The 21,301-nt window shown below is 37.2% G+C and carries 17 protein-coding genes and 2 pseudogenes; 15 read left to right on the top strand and 4 right to left on the bottom strand.

The genetic code is table 11. The features are described from left to right. Positions 1–327, top strand: a 327-nt coding sequence (locus tag A3I7_RS0105285; protein ID WP_018375740.1) for an IS630 family transposase, incomplete at its 5' end; no start/stop codon positions are given. 178 nt (positions 328–505) lie between these two features. On the opposite strand, the gene A3I7_RS0105290 is transcribed toward A3I7_RS0105285, so the two are convergent. Further along, entirely contained in the window at positions 506–1,168 is a 663-nt protein-coding gene (locus tag A3I7_RS0105290) for a DUF1129 domain-containing protein (RefSeq protein ID WP_018375741.1), read from the bottom strand. 227 nt (positions 1,169–1,395) lie between these two features. Further along, positions 1,396–2,340 carry a magnesium transporter CorA family protein gene (locus A3I7_RS0105295; RefSeq protein ID WP_018375742.1) on the bottom strand — a complete coding sequence of 315 codons (945 nt, stop codon included), beginning with the start codon at positions 2,338–2,340 and terminating at the stop codon, positions 1,396–1,398. A 474-nt stretch (positions 2,341–2,814) separates the two neighbouring features. On the opposite strand from A3I7_RS0105295, the gene uvrA reads away from it, so the two are divergent. The 6 genes from uvrA to A3I7_RS0105325 all read left to right on the top strand — a co-directional run bounded on the left by uvrA (position 2,815) and on the right by A3I7_RS0105325 (position 9,400). Continuing rightward, positions 2,815–5,640: an excinuclease ABC subunit UvrA gene (uvrA, locus tag A3I7_RS0105300; RefSeq protein ID WP_018375743.1), complete on the top strand. Its 2,826-nt coding sequence runs from the start codon at positions 2,815–2,817 to the stop codon at positions 5,638–5,640. Between the two features lie 1,041 nt (positions 5,641–6,681). Beyond that, positions 6,682–7,158 carry a flavodoxin gene (locus tag A3I7_RS0105305; protein ID WP_018375744.1) on the top strand — a complete coding sequence of 159 codons (477 nt, stop codon included), beginning with the start codon at positions 6,682–6,684 and terminating at the stop codon, positions 7,156–7,158. A 47-nt stretch (positions 7,159–7,205) separates the two neighbouring features. Then, positions 7,206–7,598, top strand: a complete 393-nt coding sequence (gene nmlR, locus A3I7_RS0105310; protein WP_018375745.1) for a stress response transcriptional regulator NmlR — start codon at positions 7,206–7,208, stop codon at positions 7,596–7,598. Then, positions 7,598–8,443 (top strand): aldo/keto reductase, encoded by an 846-nt coding sequence (locus A3I7_RS0105315; protein ID WP_018375746.1) that lies wholly within the window; start codon positions 7,598–7,600, stop codon positions 8,441–8,443. The genes nmlR and A3I7_RS0105315 overlap by 1 nt, the downstream gene beginning before the upstream one ends. A gap of 11 nt (positions 8,444–8,454) precedes the next feature. Next, on the top strand, positions 8,455–8,886 hold the full coding sequence (locus tag A3I7_RS0105320; RefSeq protein ID WP_083907211.1) for a cupin domain-containing protein: 432 nt from the start codon (positions 8,455–8,457) through the stop codon (positions 8,884–8,886). 193 nt (positions 8,887–9,079) lie between these two features. After that, the gene (locus A3I7_RS0105325; RefSeq protein WP_018375748.1) at positions 9,080–9,400 is read left to right on the top strand and encodes a carboxymuconolactone decarboxylase family protein; all 321 of its coding nucleotides are present in this window, start codon (positions 9,080–9,082) and stop codon (positions 9,398–9,400) included. A gap of 373 nt (positions 9,401–9,773) precedes the next feature. On the opposite strand, the gene A3I7_RS0105330 is transcribed toward A3I7_RS0105325, so the two are convergent. Next, positions 9,774–10,805, bottom strand: a complete 1,032-nt coding sequence (locus tag A3I7_RS0105330; protein WP_018375749.1) for a DNA glycosylase AlkZ-like family protein — start codon at positions 10,803–10,805, stop codon at positions 9,774–9,776. A gap of 269 nt (positions 10,806–11,074) precedes the next feature. Between A3I7_RS0105330 and A3I7_RS0105335 the strand changes: the two genes are divergently transcribed. The 8 genes and pseudogenes from A3I7_RS0105335 to A3I7_RS13140 all read left to right on the top strand — a co-directional run. Then, complete coding sequence (locus tag A3I7_RS0105335; RefSeq protein ID WP_018375750.1) at positions 11,075–11,815, top strand: ABC transporter ATP-binding protein; 741 nt, start codon at positions 11,075–11,077, stop codon at positions 11,813–11,815. A 9-nt stretch (positions 11,816–11,824) separates the two neighbouring features. Beyond that, positions 11,825–13,135, top strand: coding sequence for an FtsX-like permease family protein (locus A3I7_RS0105340; RefSeq protein ID WP_018375751.1), 1,311 nt, complete (start codon positions 11,825–11,827; stop codon positions 13,133–13,135). Positions 13,136–13,196: 61 nt separating this feature from the next. Then, entirely contained in the window at positions 13,197–13,577 is a 381-nt protein-coding gene (locus A3I7_RS0105345) for a PH domain-containing protein (RefSeq protein WP_018375752.1), read from the top strand. Between the two features lie 608 nt (positions 13,578–14,185). Then, positions 14,186–15,046 carry a helix-turn-helix domain-containing protein gene (locus A3I7_RS0105350; RefSeq protein ID WP_018375753.1) on the top strand — a complete coding sequence of 287 codons (861 nt, stop codon included), beginning with the start codon at positions 14,186–14,188 and terminating at the stop codon, positions 15,044–15,046. A gap of 76 nt (positions 15,047–15,122) precedes the next feature. Beyond that, complete coding sequence (locus tag A3I7_RS0105355; RefSeq protein WP_018375754.1) at positions 15,123–16,418, top strand: radical SAM/SPASM domain-containing protein; 1,296 nt, start codon at positions 15,123–15,125, stop codon at positions 16,416–16,418. A 277-nt stretch (positions 16,419–16,695) separates the two neighbouring features. Beyond that, positions 16,696–18,252: an ATP-binding cassette domain-containing protein gene (locus tag A3I7_RS0105365; protein ID WP_033418589.1), complete on the top strand. Its 1,557-nt coding sequence runs from the start codon at positions 16,696–16,698 to the stop codon at positions 18,250–18,252. An 8-nt stretch (positions 18,253–18,260) separates the two neighbouring features. After that, on the top strand, positions 18,261–19,835 hold the full coding sequence (locus A3I7_RS0105370) for an ATP-binding cassette domain-containing protein (RefSeq protein WP_018375757.1): 1,575 nt from the start codon (positions 18,261–18,263) through the stop codon (positions 19,833–19,835). A gap of 106 nt (positions 19,836–19,941) precedes the next feature. Then, positions 19,942–20,397, top strand: a pseudogene (locus tag A3I7_RS13140) (hypothetical protein); the annotation flags it as partial. Positions 20,398–20,399: 2 nt separating this feature from the next. Here the strand turns inward: A3I7_RS13140 and A3I7_RS13625 are convergent. Continuing rightward, positions 20,400–20,883, bottom strand: a pseudogene (locus A3I7_RS13625) (transposase family protein); the annotation flags it as partial. Positions 20,884–21,301 lie beyond the last annotated feature (418 nt).

Consider the following 21,301-nt stretch of genomic DNA (forward strand, 5'->3'; position numbering starts at 1 on the left):
CTGATAAATGGTGAGATAATCGCTCCGATGACTTATGAAGAAACAATGACGAGCGACTTTTTTGAAGCCTGGTTTCAGAAATTTCTGCTGCCAACATTAAGCACACCGTCAGTTATTATTATGGATAATGCAAGATTCCATAGAATGAGTAGGCTAGAGCGCTTATGTGAAGAGTATGGGCATAAACTTTTACCACTTCCTCCATACTCACCTGAGTATAATCCTATTGAGAAAACATGGGCTCATATCAAAAAACACCTCAGAAAAGTATTACCAAATTGCGATACTTTTATTGAGGCTCTTTTGTCCTATCCCTATTTCAATTAACTATAAATCATGACCACCCGTTAGACGGGTGGTCATGATTTTTGACAACAATAAAAAAACACCGTAAAGGTGTTTTTTGGTATCGAAAAATCAAAGTGATACGTCGCAGTCTTTACCTTGCCGTAATTCGGGATAACATGTGCTCGGTCTCACCTAGTTTGATTTTTTTGAGTATTAGTTAACGTGGTTGAGGAGCCATAGTGCTGAGAATATTATAGCGTTTTTGTAGGTAATAACGTAGTCCAAAGGCAGCTGCTCCAATAATGAGGAGAACCAGAGCTGGTAATTGAGGGTTGAGAGTAGCAGGGAGCAGGCTAGCGGCAACGTAGATTAAAATCCAAGATAACATAGCTAGTAACAAGACACCAAATACTTTATACCAACGAGGGCGTTCACTCTTATCCTTGCCCATGTGACGATAAACCATATGGTAAGTGGCATACATGGCACCCCCACCAGCAAAACTAAGAGCGAAAATAGAAGTGATACCAGTTGTGACCGTTTTTGAGTTAAAGAAAATCAAAACAGCATTGAGTAAAGTAACTACGCCAAAAAATAGAAGTGAAGTATCAAGCCACATCAACCAAAGGTTGGTATTTTTTGACGCATTAGTAGTATCATCAGCCTCCCCTTCTTTTGGAGTGAAGGAAGCTGCCCAAACAGTTGGTGCTCCAAGTAATGTCCGTGCTGGAATTCCTTTTTTCTGTGCTTCTAAAATATTAGGAAGAGCTTCTTCCAAGATTATCTTGATTTCAGCATCTGATTTACCATCTTGTATCAATTGATGGGTAGCAATGTGGATAAATTCCTGATTTTTTTTGGTAAGATTTTGTAAATCCATAACGATTTCTCCTGTTTTATATTATTGAAGATAGTGACATTGACACTAATAATTATCTAGTTTAAAACACTTAAGGTATTTAGGCGGTTCTGATAAAAAAGTCTGTAGGGATGTCCTGTAACCCATTGGTTTATCTTTTATACTTGGGCAGTTCAATTGCTAAACTCCCGTACGGTCCACAACTGGCTGTCTGTACTCAAAGCAATTTAAAAGAATGTACTGATACGTTAGAACCATTTCTTTCTAATGAAGTAAATAACAACGAAAGAGGAACCCAGAGCTGCAATGAGAACAATGAGCCAAAAAGCATTTGGCAAACCATTGAAAGGCATAGTGTTATCTTTGAAGTTCATACCGTAGGCAGAAAAAATAACGGTCGGAATATCTAAAGCCATAGTCATAAGTGCCAAGGTTTTCATAATGGTATTCTGGTTATTGCCAATGATAGCAGCTGATGTTTCAGTCATGGCATTAAGGACATTTTCATAAATACCAGCCATTTCGATGGCCTGTTGCGTTTCAATGAGAGTATCTTCCAGTAAGTCCTCATCTTCAATATATTTCTTGAGTGAGCTGGTGCTAGAAGACAATTTTTTGACAATGCGCTCGTTGAGCTTCAAAGAAGCTTTCAAATAGACGATAGATTTTTCCAACTCCATCATGTCAATCAGTTGCTCATTTTTTGTGGCATTTTCAAGTTGAGCTTCGATCTTATCACTCTGTCTGTCAATAGTCCGAAGAGCTGTCAAGAAGAGTTCAGCATTGCGGTAGAGCAATTGAAAAACAAAGCGTGTTTTCATAAAGGTATAAAAATTCCTTACACGGCGTTTATAGAAATTATCAAAGAGCGTCAATTCTTGCAAACAAGTTGTAATGACCGCATTTTCTGTGACGATAATTCCTAAAGGAATAGTGACATAATAACTTTTGTTATTTCTTTCTTCGTAGGTTGGGACATCTACAATGATAAGGGTATAGTCATCTTCAACCGTAATACGAGAGGTTTCTTCAACGTCCAAAGGCGCGCGTAAGTCAGTGATGTCAATATTAAACTGTTCTGAAATGATGATTGATTCTTCCTGGGAGGGGTTGACCAGATTAATCCAAGCGCCGGGCTCGAAGGTTTCGATTTCTTTGAATTCTAGTGCTGTTGATAGAAACATTTGTTTCATGAGCGTCCCTCCTTCTGGAAAACTTTTTTACAAAATGGCAGAGCGGTCTGTTTACAGTCGCTTTCATGGACAATTTTGCATACTGTTTTATTATACTACATTTCTCAGTTTTTTGGGACAACGAATGGAAGAAATTTTGTTATAATAAGAAATATGAATGACTCTATGACTATCAATAATGTAGAGTAGGAAACTGTATTTGAATGGAATGCTAACTTCCTGTTTAACACCCTTCGTATCATAGAGCGGATTAGAACACGCCCTAAAAACTTGGAATCTAGATAAATCAGTCTGTGTGAATGCATGCAGTTTTGCTTTTCTAAAATGAAATTGTTTTTGAAGGGCTTTGTATCCTTAGAAAGGAATTGAACTTGGGCTAACCCCTCAGAAAAAAAGATAACTGGTCTTGAAAATCAAGATTTTCGGAATAGTTCCTATCTTTCTATCGAATGTTACGCCTTAGTATCTGATATTATGCAAGATAAGTTAATTATTCATGGAGCGAGAGCCCATAATTTAAAAAATATTGATGTGGAAATTCCACGTGATAAATTGGTTGTAGTAACGGGCTTGTCTGGTTCAGGCAAGTCTTCACTGGCTTTTGATACTATTTACGCAGAAGGTCAACGTCGTTACGTTGAGAGTTTGTCGGCTTATGCCCGTATGTTTTTGGGAAATATGGAAAAGCCAGACGTGGATTCCATTGATGGCCTCAGCCCAGCTATTTCCATTGACCAAAAGACCACCAGTAAAAATCCTCGTTCAACCGTAGGGACAACGACAGAAATTAATGATTATTTGCGTCTGTTATATGCTCGCGTAGGAACACCGTATTGTATCAATGGTCACGGGGCAATTACAGCCTCTTCTGTTGAGCAAATTGTAGATCAGGTCTTGGAGTTGCCAGAGCGCACTCGGATGCAAATTTTGGCACCAGTTATTCGCCGTAAAAAAGGGCAGCACAAGACCATCATTGATAAAATTCAAAAAGATGGGTATGTTCGTGTGCGTGTGGATGGTGATATTTTTGATGTGGCGGAAGTGCCCGAACTCTCCAAGACAAAGATGCATAATATCGAAATAGTGGTGGATCGTCTCGTTAATAAAGAAGGCATTCGCTCACGTCTTTTTGACTCTGTTGAAGCTGCTCTGCGACTAGGGGATGGCTACGTCATTATTGATACAATGGATGGTAAAGAGCTGCTTTTTTCTGAGCATTACTCCTGTCCTGTCTGTGGCTTCACTGTGCCCGAGTTGGAACCTCGTCTTTTTTCTTTTAATGCGCCTTTTGGCTCTTGTTCAACTTGCGATGGTTTAGGGGTAAAATTGGAAGTTGACTTAGATTTGGTAATCCCTGATCGAACCAAATCCCTACGAGAAGGAGCTTTAGTCCCTTGGAATCCCATTTCGTCTAACTATTACCCTGCCATGCTAGAGCAGGCCATGACTGCATTCAACATTGATATGGATACACCTTTTGAAAACCTGACCGAGGAGGAACAAAACTTGATTCTTTATGGGTCAGGTGACCGTGAGTTTCATTTTCACTATGTCAATGATTTTGGTGGTGAACGCAATATTGATCTGCCGTTTGAAGGACTTGTGACCAATATTAGCCGCCGCTATCATGAAACCAATAGCGATTTTACGCGAAATGTCATGCGTGGATACATGAATGAGTTGCCATGTGCTACCTGTCACGGCTACCGCCTCAACGATCAGGCGCTTTGTGTCCGTGTGGGAGGAGAAAAAGGACTCAATATTGGGGAACTTTCTGACTTGTCTATTGCCGATCATTTGGAACTTCTTAGTCAGATTCATCTGTCCGAAAATGAGAAAACCATTGCAACACCAATTATTAAAGAAATCAGGGATCGCTTGACCTTTCTCAATAATGTGGGTCTAAATTACTTAACTTTGTCACGCTCGGCTGGAACACTCTCTGGCGGGGAAAGTCAGCGGATTCGTTTGGCTACTCAGATTGGATCAAACTTATCTGGTGTTCTTTATATCTTGGACGAACCCTCCATTGGTTTGCATCAGCGTGACAACGATCGTTTGATTGACAGCCTGAAAAAAATGCGGGATTTAGGCAATACCTTGATTGTTGTTGAGCATGATGAAGATACCATGATGCAGGCAGACTGGCTCATTGATGTGGGACCAGGAGCGGGTCAGTTTGGTGGTGAAATCATTGCCTCAGGAACGCCAAAACAAGTGGCAAAAAATAGAAAATCTATTACGGGTCAATATTTGTCAGGGAAAAAATACATTCCTGTGCCGAGTGAGCGTCGTCAGGGTAACGGCCGTTTCTTAGAAATCAAAGGAGCTGCTGAAAATAATTTACAAAATCTGGATGTCAAATTCCCACTAGGAAAATTTATTGCTGTAACTGGTGTGTCTGGCTCTGGTAAGTCAACTTTAATTAACAGTATTTTGAAAAAAGCAGTAGCGCAAAAACTTAACCGCAATTCTGCCAAACCTGGGAAATATCGGAGCATTGAGGGAATTGAGTATGTGGATCGCCTAATCGATATTGACCAAAGTCCTATTGGACGAACACCACGTTCTAACCCTGCCACCTATACTGGCGTTTTTGACGATATTCGTGATCTCTTTGCCAAAACAAACGAAGCCAAGATTCGTGGCTACAAAAAAGGCCGATTCTCCTTCAACGTTAAGGGTGGCCGTTGTGAAGCTTGCTCAGGTGATGGTATTATCAAGATTGAAATGCACTTTCTACCTGATGTCTATGTGCCTTGTGAGGTTTGTCACGGAACTCGCTATAATTCGGAGACACTTGAGGTGCATTACAAGGAAAAAAATATTGCTGAAATTCTTGACATGACGGTTAATGATGCGGTTGATTTCTTTGCAGCGATTCCTAAAATTGCCCGTAAATTGCAGACTATCAAGGATGTTGGTTTGGGTTACGTCACACTAGGACAACCAGCCACGACCTTGTCTGGCGGTGAAGCACAGCGTATGAAATTAGCCAGTGAGCTCCACAAGCGCTCAACTGGTAAGAGTTTATATATTCTTGATGAACCAACAACTGGCCTCCATACCGATGACATCGCTCGTTTGTTGCAAGTTCTGAATCGTTTTGTGGATGAAGGCAACACTGTGCTTGTCATCGAGCACAATTTAGATGTGATTAAGACAGCAGACCATATCATTGATTTGGGACCAGAAGGTGGTGTCGGTGGAGGTACTCTTGTAGCTACAGGAAGCCCTGAGGAAGTCGTCCAAGTCAAGGAATCCTATACAGGTCAATATTTGAAAGCTAAGTTGCAATAAACTAGTAAGGAAATCAGTAAAAACAATCTAGAGGAGAGGGAGAATTACTAATTTTCTAATCATTTGATTTTTGGATTTTACTTTATCTAGGTAGATTTACAGCACTTATTTTACGATTGTTGAAATTTACTTATTACTCTTTGAAAATCAAGTTCAGACATTATTAACTTGATTTGGTTTAGTTAATAGCACCGCCAAACTTGACATTGAGCTTTATTGAGGAAAGTTTTAGTTTTTGGTGGTAAACTAAAAACCTATATTTACAAGCGAAGCGCTTATAGATATAGTCATTTAGTTTATCTTTGATTACTTCGACGTAAGAGGAAACTCCGTTTCCTTATTTCCAACTTCAAACACTCCACTGGATTGTTTGAACTCGCTTTGCCGTACTTTACGAAAGTCACTTGCTTCGCATGTCTTATTTCCAACCTAGAACAGCCTAAAGGCTGTTCTAGCAACCTGCAGCTCGTTGCCTTGTACTAAAAGCAAACTAAAAGACTATAAGAGATAGTTTTCGCTAATCAAGGCAGTTTTTTGAGAGAATACTGACTGTATTTTGAAAAAACTAAGGATGAGTAGCTGAAAAATTAGCCTTAGATAGAAGTGCTGAACTGTGAATACAGGTTCTAAGCCTAATCAAAATGAAAGGACGGTACAGACTGATGAAAAATACAATTAAAATCATTGCCTATAATCTCAGCTGTAAGGCTGCCCTTGTTTTCGGGATGCTAACAATAGATTTATTGGCCATATAGTATAGAAAAAAGCTTTTGGAATCTTTATCCAGAAGCTTTTCTTGTTCTACTCGCTTAGAATCAGAGCACAAGATTTTAAGTTCAGCAATAAAATAACTCATCATTTTATTGCTTTATTGCTAATTGTCTAGGGCTGATAGGGGAAATGGAGTTTTCAGATATTGAAAATAACGAAAGGTTAGCTCAACTTCAGACTTTATTTATACTCTTCGAAAATGAAACGCTTGACTTAAAGTTAACTCCAAGGTTTATACTAGACATAGAATAACTTAAGGAGGAAACAGGTTTGAAAAAAGTACTCATGATTTATTTTTCGATGACTGGAACAACTCGTAATGTCGCTCAGTCAATTTCAGATTTCATCAATGCAGATATTTATCAAATAGAAGCTGAGCACCCCTATACGAGGGCGGATTTGGATTGGACAATAGCAGACAGTCGAGCAAATCGGGAGCAAAATACCGAAATAGCCCGTCCAGCATACAAGGGAAAACTACCAGATGTATCACGTTATGATACGATTATTATTGGTCATCCGATTTGGTGGGGGATTCCGCCCAAGATTGTTCATACGGTTTTGGATGATCTTGATTTGACTGGGAAAAATTTAGTTTCCTTTGCAACTTCTGGAGGTTCTAGTTATTATGATTCACAAAAAATGATGGAAAAATGGATTGGGCATAAGCTGCCAAAAGGTCGCGTTTTTAATCATTCGACCGATGTTAAAAGCTGGCTAGCTAGTCTAGGATTCTTAGGCGACTAATAAACGCAGTAGCGATTATTATTGGTCTAATAGGGAAAGGAAATGTAATGAATATCAAAAAAGTAAGTGAATTAACAGGTGTATCGGCTGATACCATCCGCTATTATGAGCGAATTGGTTTGCTGCCACACATTACCCGTAATCAATCTGGTATTCGTGATTTTACGGAGCGTGAAATTGGGATTTTAGAATTTGTCCGATGCTTTAGAAAAGCAGGCATGAGCGTTGAATCTCTAATCGAATATATTAACCTGCTAGTGGAGGGCGAGGGGACAGAAGAAGCAAGACTAGCGCTCTTGATCGAGCAACGTGATGAGTTAGTTTCACGAATTGATGAACTCAATCAAGCACGGGAACGTCTTGATTTTAAAATTAACAACTACCAAAACATGATTAAAAAGCGTGAAAAGGAATTGTTTACAGAAAGTGAGGAAAAATGATGGAAACAGTAACCCTATCAAATGGTGTTAAAATGCCAATTTTAGGCTTTGGAGTTTTTCAAATACCAGATTTAGGAGAATGCGAGCGGGTGGTGTCTGAAGCTATCGAGGTGGGTTATCGCCTAATTGATACAGCGCAGGCTTATGGTAATGAAGAAGCTGTCGGCAAGGCTGTTCAAAAATCTGGTCTACCACGCGAAGACTTCTTTATCACAACTAAGGTTTGGATTTCGAACGCAGGCTATGAAAAAGCTAAAGCTTCTCTGGACGAATCGTTGCGCAAATTGCAGATGGACTACATTGATTTAGTCTTAATTCATCAACCTTTTGGAGACTATTATGGAACTTGGCGTGCTCTGGAAGAATATTACAAGGCTGGTAAAATTAGAGCTATCGGAGTCAGCAATTTTTATCCAGATCGCCTCGTTGATTTGGCAAGTTTTAATGCTATCCTTCCTATGGTTAATCAAGTAGAGACCCATGTGTTTAATCAACAGATTGAAGCGAAGAAAGTTAGTGATGAATATGGCATTCAGCTGGAATCATGGGGACCTTTTGCTGAAGGTAAAAATGATTTCTTTACCAATCCTATTTTGACCACTATTGGTGCTAAATACGGTAAGAGTGCTGCTCAGGTTGGATTGCGCTATCTTATTCAGCGTGGTATTGTGGTCATTCCAAAAACCGTTCATCAAGAACGCATGAGACAAAACTTTGATGTTTTTGATTTTAATTTAAGTGATGAGGATATGGCAGAAATTTTAACCTTAGATCAAGGGGAAAGTCTCTTTATCAATCACTATAATCCTGAAACGGTCAAGTCTTTGTCGCGTTATAAAGTTTAAAAGGAGGAGTTATGATGGCAAATTTTGAAGAACTAAAAGAAGTAGGTATTTTTCCAATTGGTAGCAAAAACGATGCCTATGCTAATGTTTTCACAGGTCAATCTTATTTGAATCTGTTAGCGCAGGCACCCGATGGCCATTTTGGAGTTGGCAATGTCACTTTTGAGCCTGGCTGCCGTAACCATTGGCATGCTCATGTGGGAGGTTATCAAATCCTCTTGGTTACAGGTGGACAAGGTCTTTATCAAGAAGAAGGCAAAGCTGCGCAATTATTGAAACAAGGTGATGTCATTGTCACCCATGATGGTGTTAAACACTGGCATGGAGCAACCGCAGATTCATGGTTTAGCCATGTTGCCATCACTACAGGTAGAGCCGAGTGGTATGAAGCTGTTAGTGATGAACAATACACTAAAGCTAATCAAGAAGCTAATATTCTTTGAAAGTCAACTTCTGACGTTCTTAACTTAATTTGATGAATACAGTTCTAACAGTGTCTTGCTAATGCGAGCTGTATTTGTTTTATTTCCAACCTTCAATAGTCTAGTCTCAGGCTGTTGGAGCAAGTCTGATTTTAATTTTATTGACTATAAGTAGAAATTGAGCCTTGGCTCATTTAAGAAAGAAGGAGAACTTATGACAATCAAACAAACAGCCGGACGTGACCAATTAGGAAATTTTGCTCCTGACTTTGCTCACTATAATGATGATGTCCTATTTGGTGAAAATTGGAACAATCAAGATATTGATTTGAAAACCCGTTGTATCATTACCGTTGTGGCTTTGATGGCATCAGGCATGACAGATTCATCTCTAGAGTATCATTTACAAAATGCCAAAAGTAATGGGGTAACCAAGGAAGAAATCACTGCGGTTATTACCCATGTTGCCTTCTATGCAGGGTGGCCAAAAGCTTGGGCAACCTTTAATCTTGCTAAAAACATCTGGACGGACTAATTTTTTTGAAAATCAGATTCAGATGCCGCTGATTTGGTGAACTTTAATTTTATCTATCAGTATCACCTAGTCTGATTTTTCATTTCCATTGATTAGAGTACAGTTCACCATAATCTGATAGTTTATTGGTGGAATCAAGACATTGATTTGCCAAAAACATAACATTAGAACCTGTATTCACAAGTAAGATGCTTTTATTTAAGAGATCGTTTTTCGCTAATCAAGGCAGTTTTTTGAGAGAATACTGACTGTATTTTGAAAAAAACTAACGATGAGTAGCTAAAAAACTAGCCTTAGTATAGAAGTATTGAACTGTGAATACAGGTTCTATTATTTGAAATTTGACATGACAGCCCCTCAGTTTGAGAATTATTCACTCCAGCTCAAAGTTTACTTTTCGCATTTTTTTGCCCATCCATCGCGCATAATTTCGGAAATTGCGGCGGATGCTTGCCTGATGTTTTTGAGATATTTTTTGCTTAGCTTGGACTTCAAAGTCAATAGCAGAACCTTTGACAGACATAGACCAAGTGGCTCTTAATTGACCTTTTATCAGTATTAAGGCTGAAATTTGCCCTGCTTTTTTCCAAATGAGCGGCTGATCATCGGGAGCAATTAAAAGTTCTTTGTATTTATAAGAAACAAGGAGTGGATCAAATTTTCCTAAGATGAGGAGTTCAGGGATGTTTGCACCGTTTTGCCAAACCTTGTAGTAATAGCTTCTACCGAAGTAATCAAAAGACCTAAGATTATGCAATTCACGATGGTCAAGGCATGTCTGACTGATACCGAAAAAATGAGCAGCATCTGCCAGACTTGCCGGCCCGTAGAAAGTAAAATAGGCTTCTAGAAGATTTCTAGACAATTGTGGCGAGGATGCCGACTTCTGATTGGACCAGCAAACGAGGCGGTCTTTAGGAAGCCACTTTTGGTATAGACTACCCTGACGAGAATTATAAAGGAAAAGAGCACTCCAGTTAAAGAGTTTTGCCCACCGTTTGCCATAAATGTCTACTAATTGGCTACGGGTTTGCGGTTGACTAAGATAGCTTTTAAGTTGCTGACTTTCTTCTAGGAGGTTGAGATTTTCATCCTGAAAATAGGAAACCACCCAAAGTTTCTCTCTTGCCAAAAAATGACAGATACTCTGCCACGTTTCAAATTCGTAAAAATGATAGGTCTGGCGCTGTCCCCATGCCAAGATGCTGTCAGCGATACTGTTCTCAATACGATCATACTTGGTCAAATTCATCCGATTAGCAATGTTAAAAAGACCGTGATTAAGATACTGAGCTTGAATACCAAGTGAGTCTTGAAGAAGCTGATTGATTTCTTGATAGGGCTCGATAAAGCCTTGGTTGTAAAAGCGCTGAGCTAAGATATCTAACCTAGTAATGTTTTTCATAATTATCCTCAAAATAACTATTTTCAAACTCGTCTTGCTACTTTTCATCTAGCTTTGATGAGTGGAACTTCTAGTTTACAATTACTGTGAATAAGTGCTGAGTTCATTATATCATGTTTGACAACTAACAGAAAAAAGAATTGGATTTAGAGCAACGCGTTATGTTAAATCTCTGACCGATAATATAATTATTCCCATATGTAAATGTTATGACATGCAAAACATGATACAATAATGTTGTGAGCGGTTTCTAAAATAGGAGGGGTAAAATGTCATATAAAATTGCTGTAGAAGTTAAGAATTTATCGAAGAATTTTTTATTGGCTAATAATCAGTCTTTATCTATTTTGAAAAATATTTCTATGAAAGCTGAGTATGGGGAATTTATAAGTATACTTGGTGTCAGTGGTTCTGGAAAATCAACACTTTTAAAATGCATGTCTAGTTTATTAGTACCAAGCTCTGGAAGCGTGGAAATTAACTCTGTTAACCCATATAAGTTACGTAATAATAAGTTAGCAAAATTGCGACGTGAGGATATTTCATTTATTTTTCAATCGTATAACCTTGTTCCTGCCTTGCCCGTAGTTGAAAATATTCTACTACCATTTAGATTGTCTCATAAAAGAATTCAAATAGAGAAGATAGAAAAACTCTTGGAACAAATGAATTTCAATGCTGATATTCATTCTTTTGTTGGCACCTTGTCTGGTGGCGAGAAACAGAAAGTGACTATTGCACGTGCGATATTGACTGATAGTAATATTATTTTTGCTGATGAACCGACAGGAGCTTTGGATAGCAGTTCTAGACAGATTATTTTTGACTTACTAAGAGATTTAGCCAATCAAGGAAAATGTATTGTGATGGTTACGCATGATATAGAGTTAGCTTCATATACTGATAGGGCGCTCATTTTAAAAGATGGGGAAATTAATACGGAATTTTATAAACCATCAGCTGAAGATTTATATGTGGCATTGGAAACTAACTTGAATCAAAAATTATAGGAGGTTACAATGCTAAGATTAATCTATTATCAATTTAATTATAGTAAAAGACAGTGGTTAGGGACTGTTCCAGTCTTACTGGTATCTAGTTTAATTATTGGTATTTCTTTGATAGGTATCGATAGTGCACGAAGTATATCAACTAATGCTACACAGCTTTTCCAAATGTTTATATTTTTTGGTGGAGTAACATTGTTTTTATTGATATCAAATCTGATTCATTTTTTGCTTGATATTTTTAAGCAAGACTATAAGTTATGGACAATCAGTGGTGCAAACCAAACTCAACTCTCCTTTTTAATAGCGGGTCAATTGGTGATTACTTCCTTATTTGCCAGTCTTATAGGAAATCTATTTGCAATTCCCTTGACATCTTACTACTATCATTTTTTACAACAGTTTGTAGGAAGTGAAGACCTGCCAAACTTGGTTATATCAGTTGATATAAAGACCTTTTTATTGAGTTTTATAACTGTCCCACTTATATCTGGAATAGGAGGCTATTATTATGCAAGGCAAATTTTAAAAAGGAACGCGCTATTTGAAGAGGTTAGTGATAAAAAATTAACGTTATCAAAAATAGTAAAATTTGTATTGTCAACGATATTAGTTACAATTTGGATTATCTGCATTTATTTTATATTTTTGGGTAAAAACTCAACTACTTATGACATTACAATAAAATCTAGTTTAACTTTATTACTACTTATTATTCATTTGTTAGTTATTCAAGCTATAAGTCCTAGTCTCCAGTCCAATTTAATAAGAATAGGCTTAAAATGGTGTCTAGGGCATCATTACGCTTCGGTTTTGGCAAGTTGGAATATTTTATATAAACCTATGTATTTTAAAGGTTTACAGACTTCAATGACGATGGGGGTTACGTTAATATCTGGTTTTTTGTTATTTGTTCAAAATGCTTTTGTAGGAAATAAGGCTGATAGCATTGTAGAAGCTAAGGTTTCTTTTGTAGCTTATATGTTATCTCCTATTATTTTAATTTTAGTCAATGTCATTTCCCTAACTATTTTGGACTCTGAACAAGATATGAGAGATATGGAACAATTGGAAACTTTAGGAGTTTCAAAGAGGCATCTGTTATGGATTTCGGTGATAGAAGGTCTCCTACATACTTTTCTAATCTGTATGGTTTCATTTCTATTTAATATTATTATCCTTGGAGTAGTTAATAAAGTTGTTCATATAATGAATATGGATTTAAAGACGGTGGAAAGCTTATGGTTACCAAGTCTGATTATCTCTCTTATTTTATTTAGCTTTATAGTTGTGACTAAGATAAGCTATCGCGTGTTACGGTGAATCACTGCATTTTCTGCCACGTTAGGGTATAATAATATAAAATTTTAAAAGGAGTGAGGATATGGGACTTTTTTCAGGGTTGATTGGAAATGCATCGCAAAAGGATACCGACAAGGTAGAGCGCCAGTTGGAAGATATTTTGGTGCCAGGTGAGCAGGTAGAGTTGGCCTTTGTGCTGATTCGGGATTTGATTGTTTTTACAGAAAAACGGTTGATTTTGGTAGATAAACAGGGAGTGACGGGCAAGAAAACTTCTTACAAATCTATTCCTTATCGTTCAATTTCACGTTTTACTGTAGAAACTTCAGGACATTTTGATCTTGATGCAGAACTTAAAATTTGGGTATCTTCTGCTATGGAGCCTGCAGAAGTATTGCAGTTTAAGAGTGATGACAATGTGGTTGAAATTCAGCAAGCATTAGCAGCCGCAGTTTTGAGATAATTTGGAGGTTTGAGGTGAGCGTGCCTCAAACCTATTTTTTGTTGTGAATTTGATGACCTTCAGTTATATCTCTATATTGCTTGTATAAACTATTTTATAGTCTTTTGGTTTGCTTTTAGTACTAGGCAACGAGCTGTAGGTTGCTAGAACAGCCTTTAGGCTGTTCTAGGTTGGAAATAAGAATAAGACATGCGAAGCAAGTGACTTTCGTAAAGTACGGCAAAGTGAGTTCAAACAATCCAGTGGAGTGTTTGAAGTTGGAAATAAGGAGTGGGAAACTCAATAAGTCTAAACATACTAAGATTAGTAGTGAGGAAATCTCCGACGGGAGAAAGTAATTAGAAGTCGGATGGCATAATAACAAAAGGGTTACCTGTCCAGGTAGCCCTTTTAGATAGGAAGATATAAAGTCAAATTTCTAGATCATATTCCAATAGAAATGAAACTTAGCCAACAACGATAATAATAATGCCTTCAAAAACCAGTAATAATAGAGACAATAATTTTTGTGTTTTCATGTGAAATACCTCACTTTTATTTTTTTCTATTTTATGCTAAAATACTAAAAACAAAAAACTATTCCCATATATGCTTATTGGAGATGTATGATGAAAAAAATTGGAGAAATTTTTAAAAAGTTTCGAAAATCTAGAGGGTTACGCTTAAAAGATGTCGAAAAGGCTGGTATATCAACATCTCAGCTCTCACGTTTTGAAAAGGGAGAGACGGATTTAACCATTTCAAAGTTTATGGCTATTTTAGATGAGATTAACATGCCTATTGACGAATTTATGTATGCGATTCATGATTTTCATAGGGATGAACTGAATGAACTCTTGTCAAAAGTTAGGCATTTTATATCTAATCATGATGTTGATGGGTTGAAAAAATTACTCTATTCCCAAATGGAGTCAAATCCTAAACAAGAGAAGTTTCATAAGCTTAATATCGTTTTATTAAAAATTCGTTTACAAGATTTATCAGGAGAAGCTTATTATTCTAGGGATGATTTATCGTATTTAACCGATTATCTTTTTAGTGTAGAATATTGGGGATATTATGAATTATTGATTTTTTCAAATACTTTAGATGTCCTGAAACATGATGCTTTTATGGTTTTGGCTAGAGAAATGTCTAGGCGTTCTGATTTCTATAAAGAAATTCCAAATAATAGACGATTAATCTCATCAATGTTATTAAATGGATATATCACATGTGTTGAGAGAGAAAAATTTCTGGATGCTCTGTATTTTGAAAAACAATTAAACCAATGCTTTTTCACTGAGACTGAAATTTATGAGCGATTGGTGTTTCAGTATGCACAACATCTGTATCAATATAAAAAAGAGAAGGATTGTAAAGCAATTATTGAAATGAGAAAGTGTATTGGAGCAATGAAATTAGCAGGAAGTCACCACATCGCAAAGCTCTATGAAGGACATTTGGAAAAAGTTTTATCTGAAAAATAGAACATGCAGATATGGGAAAGAAATTTAAAGTTTTTTCAGAGTGATATACTTAAAGTGTGATGAAGGAGGTTCCATTATGGAAATGTCGCCTTATGTTTTAAGTAAATCCCTATCAGATGGAAATGTATATTACAACACTAAAAATAACCATTCTTTTTTCATAACGAATGAATTATTACGAAAAATTGAATGTGATGCAATAACAAAAATGCAATATTATGATTATTTAATATTATATCATTATCAACGGGAAGAAAATGAGTTACAAGATACGCTAGCGAGAATTAAAAACGAAGATGATAAATTGCTAGAATTTACAATTCTAACTCATGGAGATTGCAACTTTAGATGTAAGTATTGTTATGAAAAATTTGAAAATATTTCAATGTCTCCAGAAGTAGAAGATGCTATTGTAACATTTGCGGATAAACTATTATCTGAGGGAAAGTTTGAGAGGTTTAGTGTTCAATGGTTTGGTGGAGAACCTTTACTTGGCTATAAAACAATCGTTCGATTATCTGAGAGATTTTTAGAATTATGTTCAATATATAACATTGAGTATTTTTCAGGTATTACAACTAATGGTTACTTATTGAACAATCGTATGTTTCAAAATTTAGTTAAAAATTGTAAAGTTACTAGCTATCAAATAACTATTGATGGGGAACAAGAATTTCATGATAATCAACGCTTATTAAAAAATGGTAGAGGTTCATATGAGAGAATCTTAACGAATTTAAAATCGATGGTAGCTAGTCCGTTATACTACCATTGTACACTTAGATTCAATATTTCCAGAGAAAATGTTAAATCAATGGAGAACTTTTTACAATCCGATGGTTTAATATTTAAAGGAGATAGTAGGTTCAATCTTGCCTATCATAATATTGGGGATTGGGGTCAAGGAGATAGGCTGGATGATTATTGCGTTGATATACCAGATGGGGACTTCAGTTATTATTGTTCACAACAGGCTATTTCTCTTGGATACTACATAGATTCTCCTAAAATGATGTTGCATAATAGTCTCAATTGTTATGCTAATAGAAAACACCATTATATGTTTAATGTAAGAGGAGTTATCCAAAGTTGTACAGTAGCTCTATATCGTAAAGAAAATATTTTCGGAAGTGTATTGACTGGTATTCTTAATCACAAGAAAAGAGAAGATTGGATAAAAGGGATTGAGTACGATAGGTGTAGTCAATGCCCATATGTGTTACTTTGTAAATCAGGATATTGTCCTTTGGCAAGAATAAATCAAGAAAAATCTTGGGAGAGGTTGTGTCGTCTCTATAGAGAGCGAATACAAAAGGATTTTTCACTCTTTATTCTTACTAAATCTTATAACGATATTCTTGATATAAATTAAATTTTTTGGAGGAATTAACCATGATTGTAAAAGAAAATAAAAAATATGACCCAACTAAAGTTTACCAAACACAAAGAAATGATAGCTGTACTAATGGAATTTGTGGTTAAGATATTGCGCAATTCAATAAGCAGTATAATATTATCATATCACATTAGGTTATTGAATATGTAAATTGGGATACATTTCTAGAATAACGGTGGTATATTACTAAACTACTATCAACTTTTAACTAGTTAGCTAACCTTTCCTGGCTAACTTTTTAGATTTGGAGCCTATGATGAAATTACTAACCTATCTTGGGAAGTTCCGTTATTTTGCCATTGTGGTCTTTATCTTAGGGGCTTTTTCGAGTATTTTACAGTCCTTAGTTATTCAAAAAATGATTGTCATTGATACGGTAACGGACTTTGAGTCTCTCGGGAAATTGTTTGTTATAGGACTATTGACCTATCTGCTCTTTTATGGTCTGGAATTTGGGGCTGATGTCGTTTACGATGTGTCTTGTAAACGCATCATGTTAGCCTTGCGAGATAAGTTGACGAGGACACTTCTCTTATCTAGCGAGTCAATAGACCAGCATGAGACGACAAATTTTCTCAGTCAAGATTTAGAATTTTTCTACGACAATTACGTGACTCAGGTCATGCGTTTGCCCCAAAATGGCATGATTTTCTTGGTTGTATCAGCCTATTTAATCATCTTAAATCCTGTTCTAGCGCTTCTGTTTATCTTAGGGTCCCTATTACGCCCGTTACCACAAGTTTTTTTGAGTCAAATGGCGGATGCTTTGGGACAAGAGCAGAGCGAGGAGCGAGAGCGTTCCATGGCGCTCATTATGGACTATGTCAATGGCGGAAGCACGCTGTTACACCATCAGGCATTTGACACGACCTATGGAAAATTGAAACATCAAGTCCTCACTTATGAGACCGCCCGCCGAAATTATTATTACTTGTCTAATTTTCTCTTTTTCTGTAATGGTTTGACACAATTTTTAGGACGTGTATTACCAATTGGAATTTATTTTTTATTGCCAAATGTTTTTGGGCATATTCCAGTGTCAGCACTTGTTGCCATGTTTATTGCGTCAAATAGCTTATCGAATCCTCTTCAAAATATGATGTATGCAACATTTAGTATGCAAGCTGCCAACTCGATTAGAACAAAAATCTATGAGCTGATGGACAAACGTGTTGATGACGTAGAAGTTCCCTATATTCCTGATTTTAAAGCTCTGATTTTGCAAAATATCACAAAATCCTATGGGGAAAAGGCTATTTTGAAAGATTTCTCCTACACTTTTGAAAAAGGGAAGAAATATCTTATTAAGGGAGCTAGCGGACGGGGAAAAACAACCCTGTTAAACATTATCAAAGGTGAGGTTGTTGATTCTGGACAAGTGGCTCTTGTGACCAATGACAATCAACGATTTGAGTCTTACCAAGCTAATATTGGCGTGGTGAGTCAGTCACCCTTTCTTTTTAATGGCACCTTAGCAGAAAATATCTGTCTCAACCAGACTTTTTCGCATGAAGCATTGATTAGGGTATTAAATCAAGTCCACCTGCTTGAAGAATTACCCGAGGGCTTAGACTTCAACATTGAAAATAACGGCAGTAATGTTTCAGGTGGTCAGCGTGTTCGCATAGAATTGGCACGATTTTTACTGCGTCAGAAGGATGTTTTATTGCTCGATGAGGTGACGGCGGCACTTGATAAGGAGAATGCTCATCGCGTTAGAGAGCTGATTTTTTCACTGCCAATGACCGTTATCGAAGTAGCTCACCATGTGGACGAAACAATCGTTTACGATGCTGTGATAGAATTGTAGGTGATGAGATGTTTAAGTATTTTAATAAATTTTTAGTGACCTTAACCCTTATCGCCTGTATCTTAAACAGCTTTGTCTTTCTTATTGAGCCCTTGATGACCAATAAGATTTTTGACTTAGATTCTTTAAATGGCAGTAAGAATATTGGGGGATTTTTGCTTTATGGACTAACCTTATATGTGATTTTTTATGCAGTGATGTTTATTGGAAATCTCTTAATCAATTACATTATGACCATTGGTTGCGGCAATATTCGCCTGCGTCTGTACAAGAGTTTGATGCTCGGTCATCAAAACATTGCTAATGATGAGAAGATTTCCCTTTTGACACAAGATGTTGAATATTATTTGTGGAATCACATCAGTCCAAGTATTCTCCTTGTTGCTCGGTTGAGTAACTTTCTCTTGCTCAGCAGTTATCTTTTGTCCAAAAATATACCGATTGGTCTTTTGTTTATCGTTTGTGCCCTTATATATTTATTGGTTCAACAGGTCATTAGTAAAATGGCAGAGCAAAAAGGGAGTCAGCAAACGGAAGCAAGACGTAATCTTTTGGCGTTACTTAGTGATGTCGTTGTGGGCAATGCAACTTTAAAGCAAAACAAAGCTCTTTTACTCACACTCAAATCAGTAAAAAAACAGTCAGAACGTTACGAAGAGAAGCGTCTATCCTTTGAAATATCAAGAGCTTTCTTTGACTTTTTAGCAAATCTTATGCTTTTTGTTTCGCAACTTTTGCCAATCTTTTTAGGATTGGCTTTAATGACAGCAGGTACAGATTTACGAACAACCGATTTGATTATCATGTTTATTGCGGCAACACGTCTAGAACAGCCCCTGATGTCAATTGTGGATAATATCTTTAGACTGAAGGGGTCAAAATCTATTTCTGAAAAATTTGATCAGATATTAGCTCAGCCTATTCCTGAAAATGATGCCCATTCTCTTTCTGCGGACACGTTTGAAGCCTTAGAGTGTCACCAATTGACGAAATCCTTTGCAGGTAGAACGCTCTTTTCAGCTTTTTCTTACCGTTTTGAAAAAGGGAAAAAATACCTGATTAAAGGTCCAAGTGGTTCTGGGAAGTCAACACTTTTTAAGTTAATCTTACAAGAATTGCAGCCTGATGAAGGCTCTATCGAGATGGTGACTAAAAATGGTCAGGTCGCGACAGACTTTAAGCATCGTATTGGTCTCATTGCGCAGTCGCCCTATCTTTTTAATGACAGTATTCGCTTTAATTTGACATTGGGAGACGATTTTTCAGATGAGTTATTGCTGGAAAAACTGGAGCAAGTTGGCTTGGCAGCTGAGTTTGACAATATTTTAGATTACCAGATAATCAACAATGGCGACAATATTTCTGGTGGTCAAAGGGTACGGCTTGACATTGCACGAAACCTCATTAGACAAAAAGATGTTCTTCTAGCAGATGAAGTGACCGCTCCGCTGGATGCCCAAAATGCCAAGAATATTCGAAACTTGCTCTTTAATCTGCCAGTCACGGTTATCGAAATTGCCCATCACATGGATGATGACTTTGTTTATGACGGTGAGATTGATTTGTCATATTATGCGAATTAAGGAAGAGCTACCATTCATTAGTGAGTGGTAGTTTTTCTTGTGATAACTTTTCCAAGTCCATCTTGTTATGATGGTGCTATCTTATGAAAAGGAGATAGCACTAATGATGTTAAATAAAATGAAGGCTCGGATTTTGATAGGCTTCGGTGGTCTGGCAGTTACTAGCTTTGTGGTGATGATGGGTTACGCTATTGGTTCTCATTCAGTGACCAGTCACACGCAGAAACAAATCCAGACTGAGGCTCATAAACTATTGACTAAAGAGAAAGAAAAGGAAAAGGCGAGTGTTCTCTCTGATGAGCTAGTCAAGGAATTTCTTACGCAATACTATACCAAGGAAAAGCTGGGCGAGAACAACAACCGTATCAATCCCTATATGACAGATTCTGCTTTTAAGGAAGAAGTAGCTCGTCAAGAAGATTCTATCAACCAAGTCTATAAAGACTGCATGTTGGATTATCGCTTTGAGTCTGCTCAAATCTATGTCAATACAGAAGCAAATGAAGCTCTTGCGGAAGTGTCTTATCAGGTTGTTTACGTGTCAGAGGTCAGTGATAAGGCTCACCTTCCGTTGAGGATGGCGATGACGTTTAGGGAGTTGAAATCTTGAGCGATAAAGCTCATCTTCCCCTTCTTGAAGGTATACTCATCCCAGGACATGACTTCTGGAAGCATGTTCCAATCCGTTTCAAACTTAAATTTATTGAGCTTTCTCAAAACTGATGACGTCGAGATAGATAGCCTGTGTAGAATTTGTTTCATTGCTTGGTTTTCGATGAGTAAATGGACGATTTTCTGGTTAACAGCGACAGAGATTTGGTGGTTCTTCTTGACAAGAGGAGTTTCAGCGACAGCCATTTTTCCGCAATCTTTACACCTTGAACCGACGCTTTCGAAGACGGATAAGTAGAGGGGAGCCAGCAGTTTCTAGATAGGGGATTTTGGAGGCTTTTTGGAAATCGTATTTAGCCATTTGTCCCTTACAAGAAGGGCATTTAGGGGCTGTATAATCCAAGTAATCGTGGAGTTCTAAGTGAGTTCCTAGGTCATATGGGACTTTTTGTATATACTCAAAATGGCTCCATAATCTCCACGGTGGTTTTACCCACTACAGAAATTATAGAGCCAAAATAGTCCAGTGGACTATTTCACTCCCACCCCCGTACAGCTCAAAAGGTTCGGGGAACCTTTGAAAGTTGAAATGAAGCGAACTCTGTTCGCATCAGTCGTAGAGGTCAAATTTGGAGTGTAAAACACGAATTGCTGAGATTTGCTTCGCAAACCTTATCTCCAACCTTTAACAGTCCACTGGACTGTTAAACCCAATCAACCACTGCGACGAAATATTGACACGAACTTTGAGAAGCGAGGCTGGACTTTTTGCTCAGCCTCCTTACGTCGTGGTAATAAAAGATAAACTAATTGATTATACTTCATTTTCCAAACTATCCCTAGATAGAAAGTAT

Source organism: Streptococcus orisratti DSM 15617, from assembly GCF_000380105.1.
GTDB classification, from domain to species: domain Bacteria; phylum Bacillota; class Bacilli; order Lactobacillales; family Streptococcaceae; genus Streptococcus; species Streptococcus orisratti.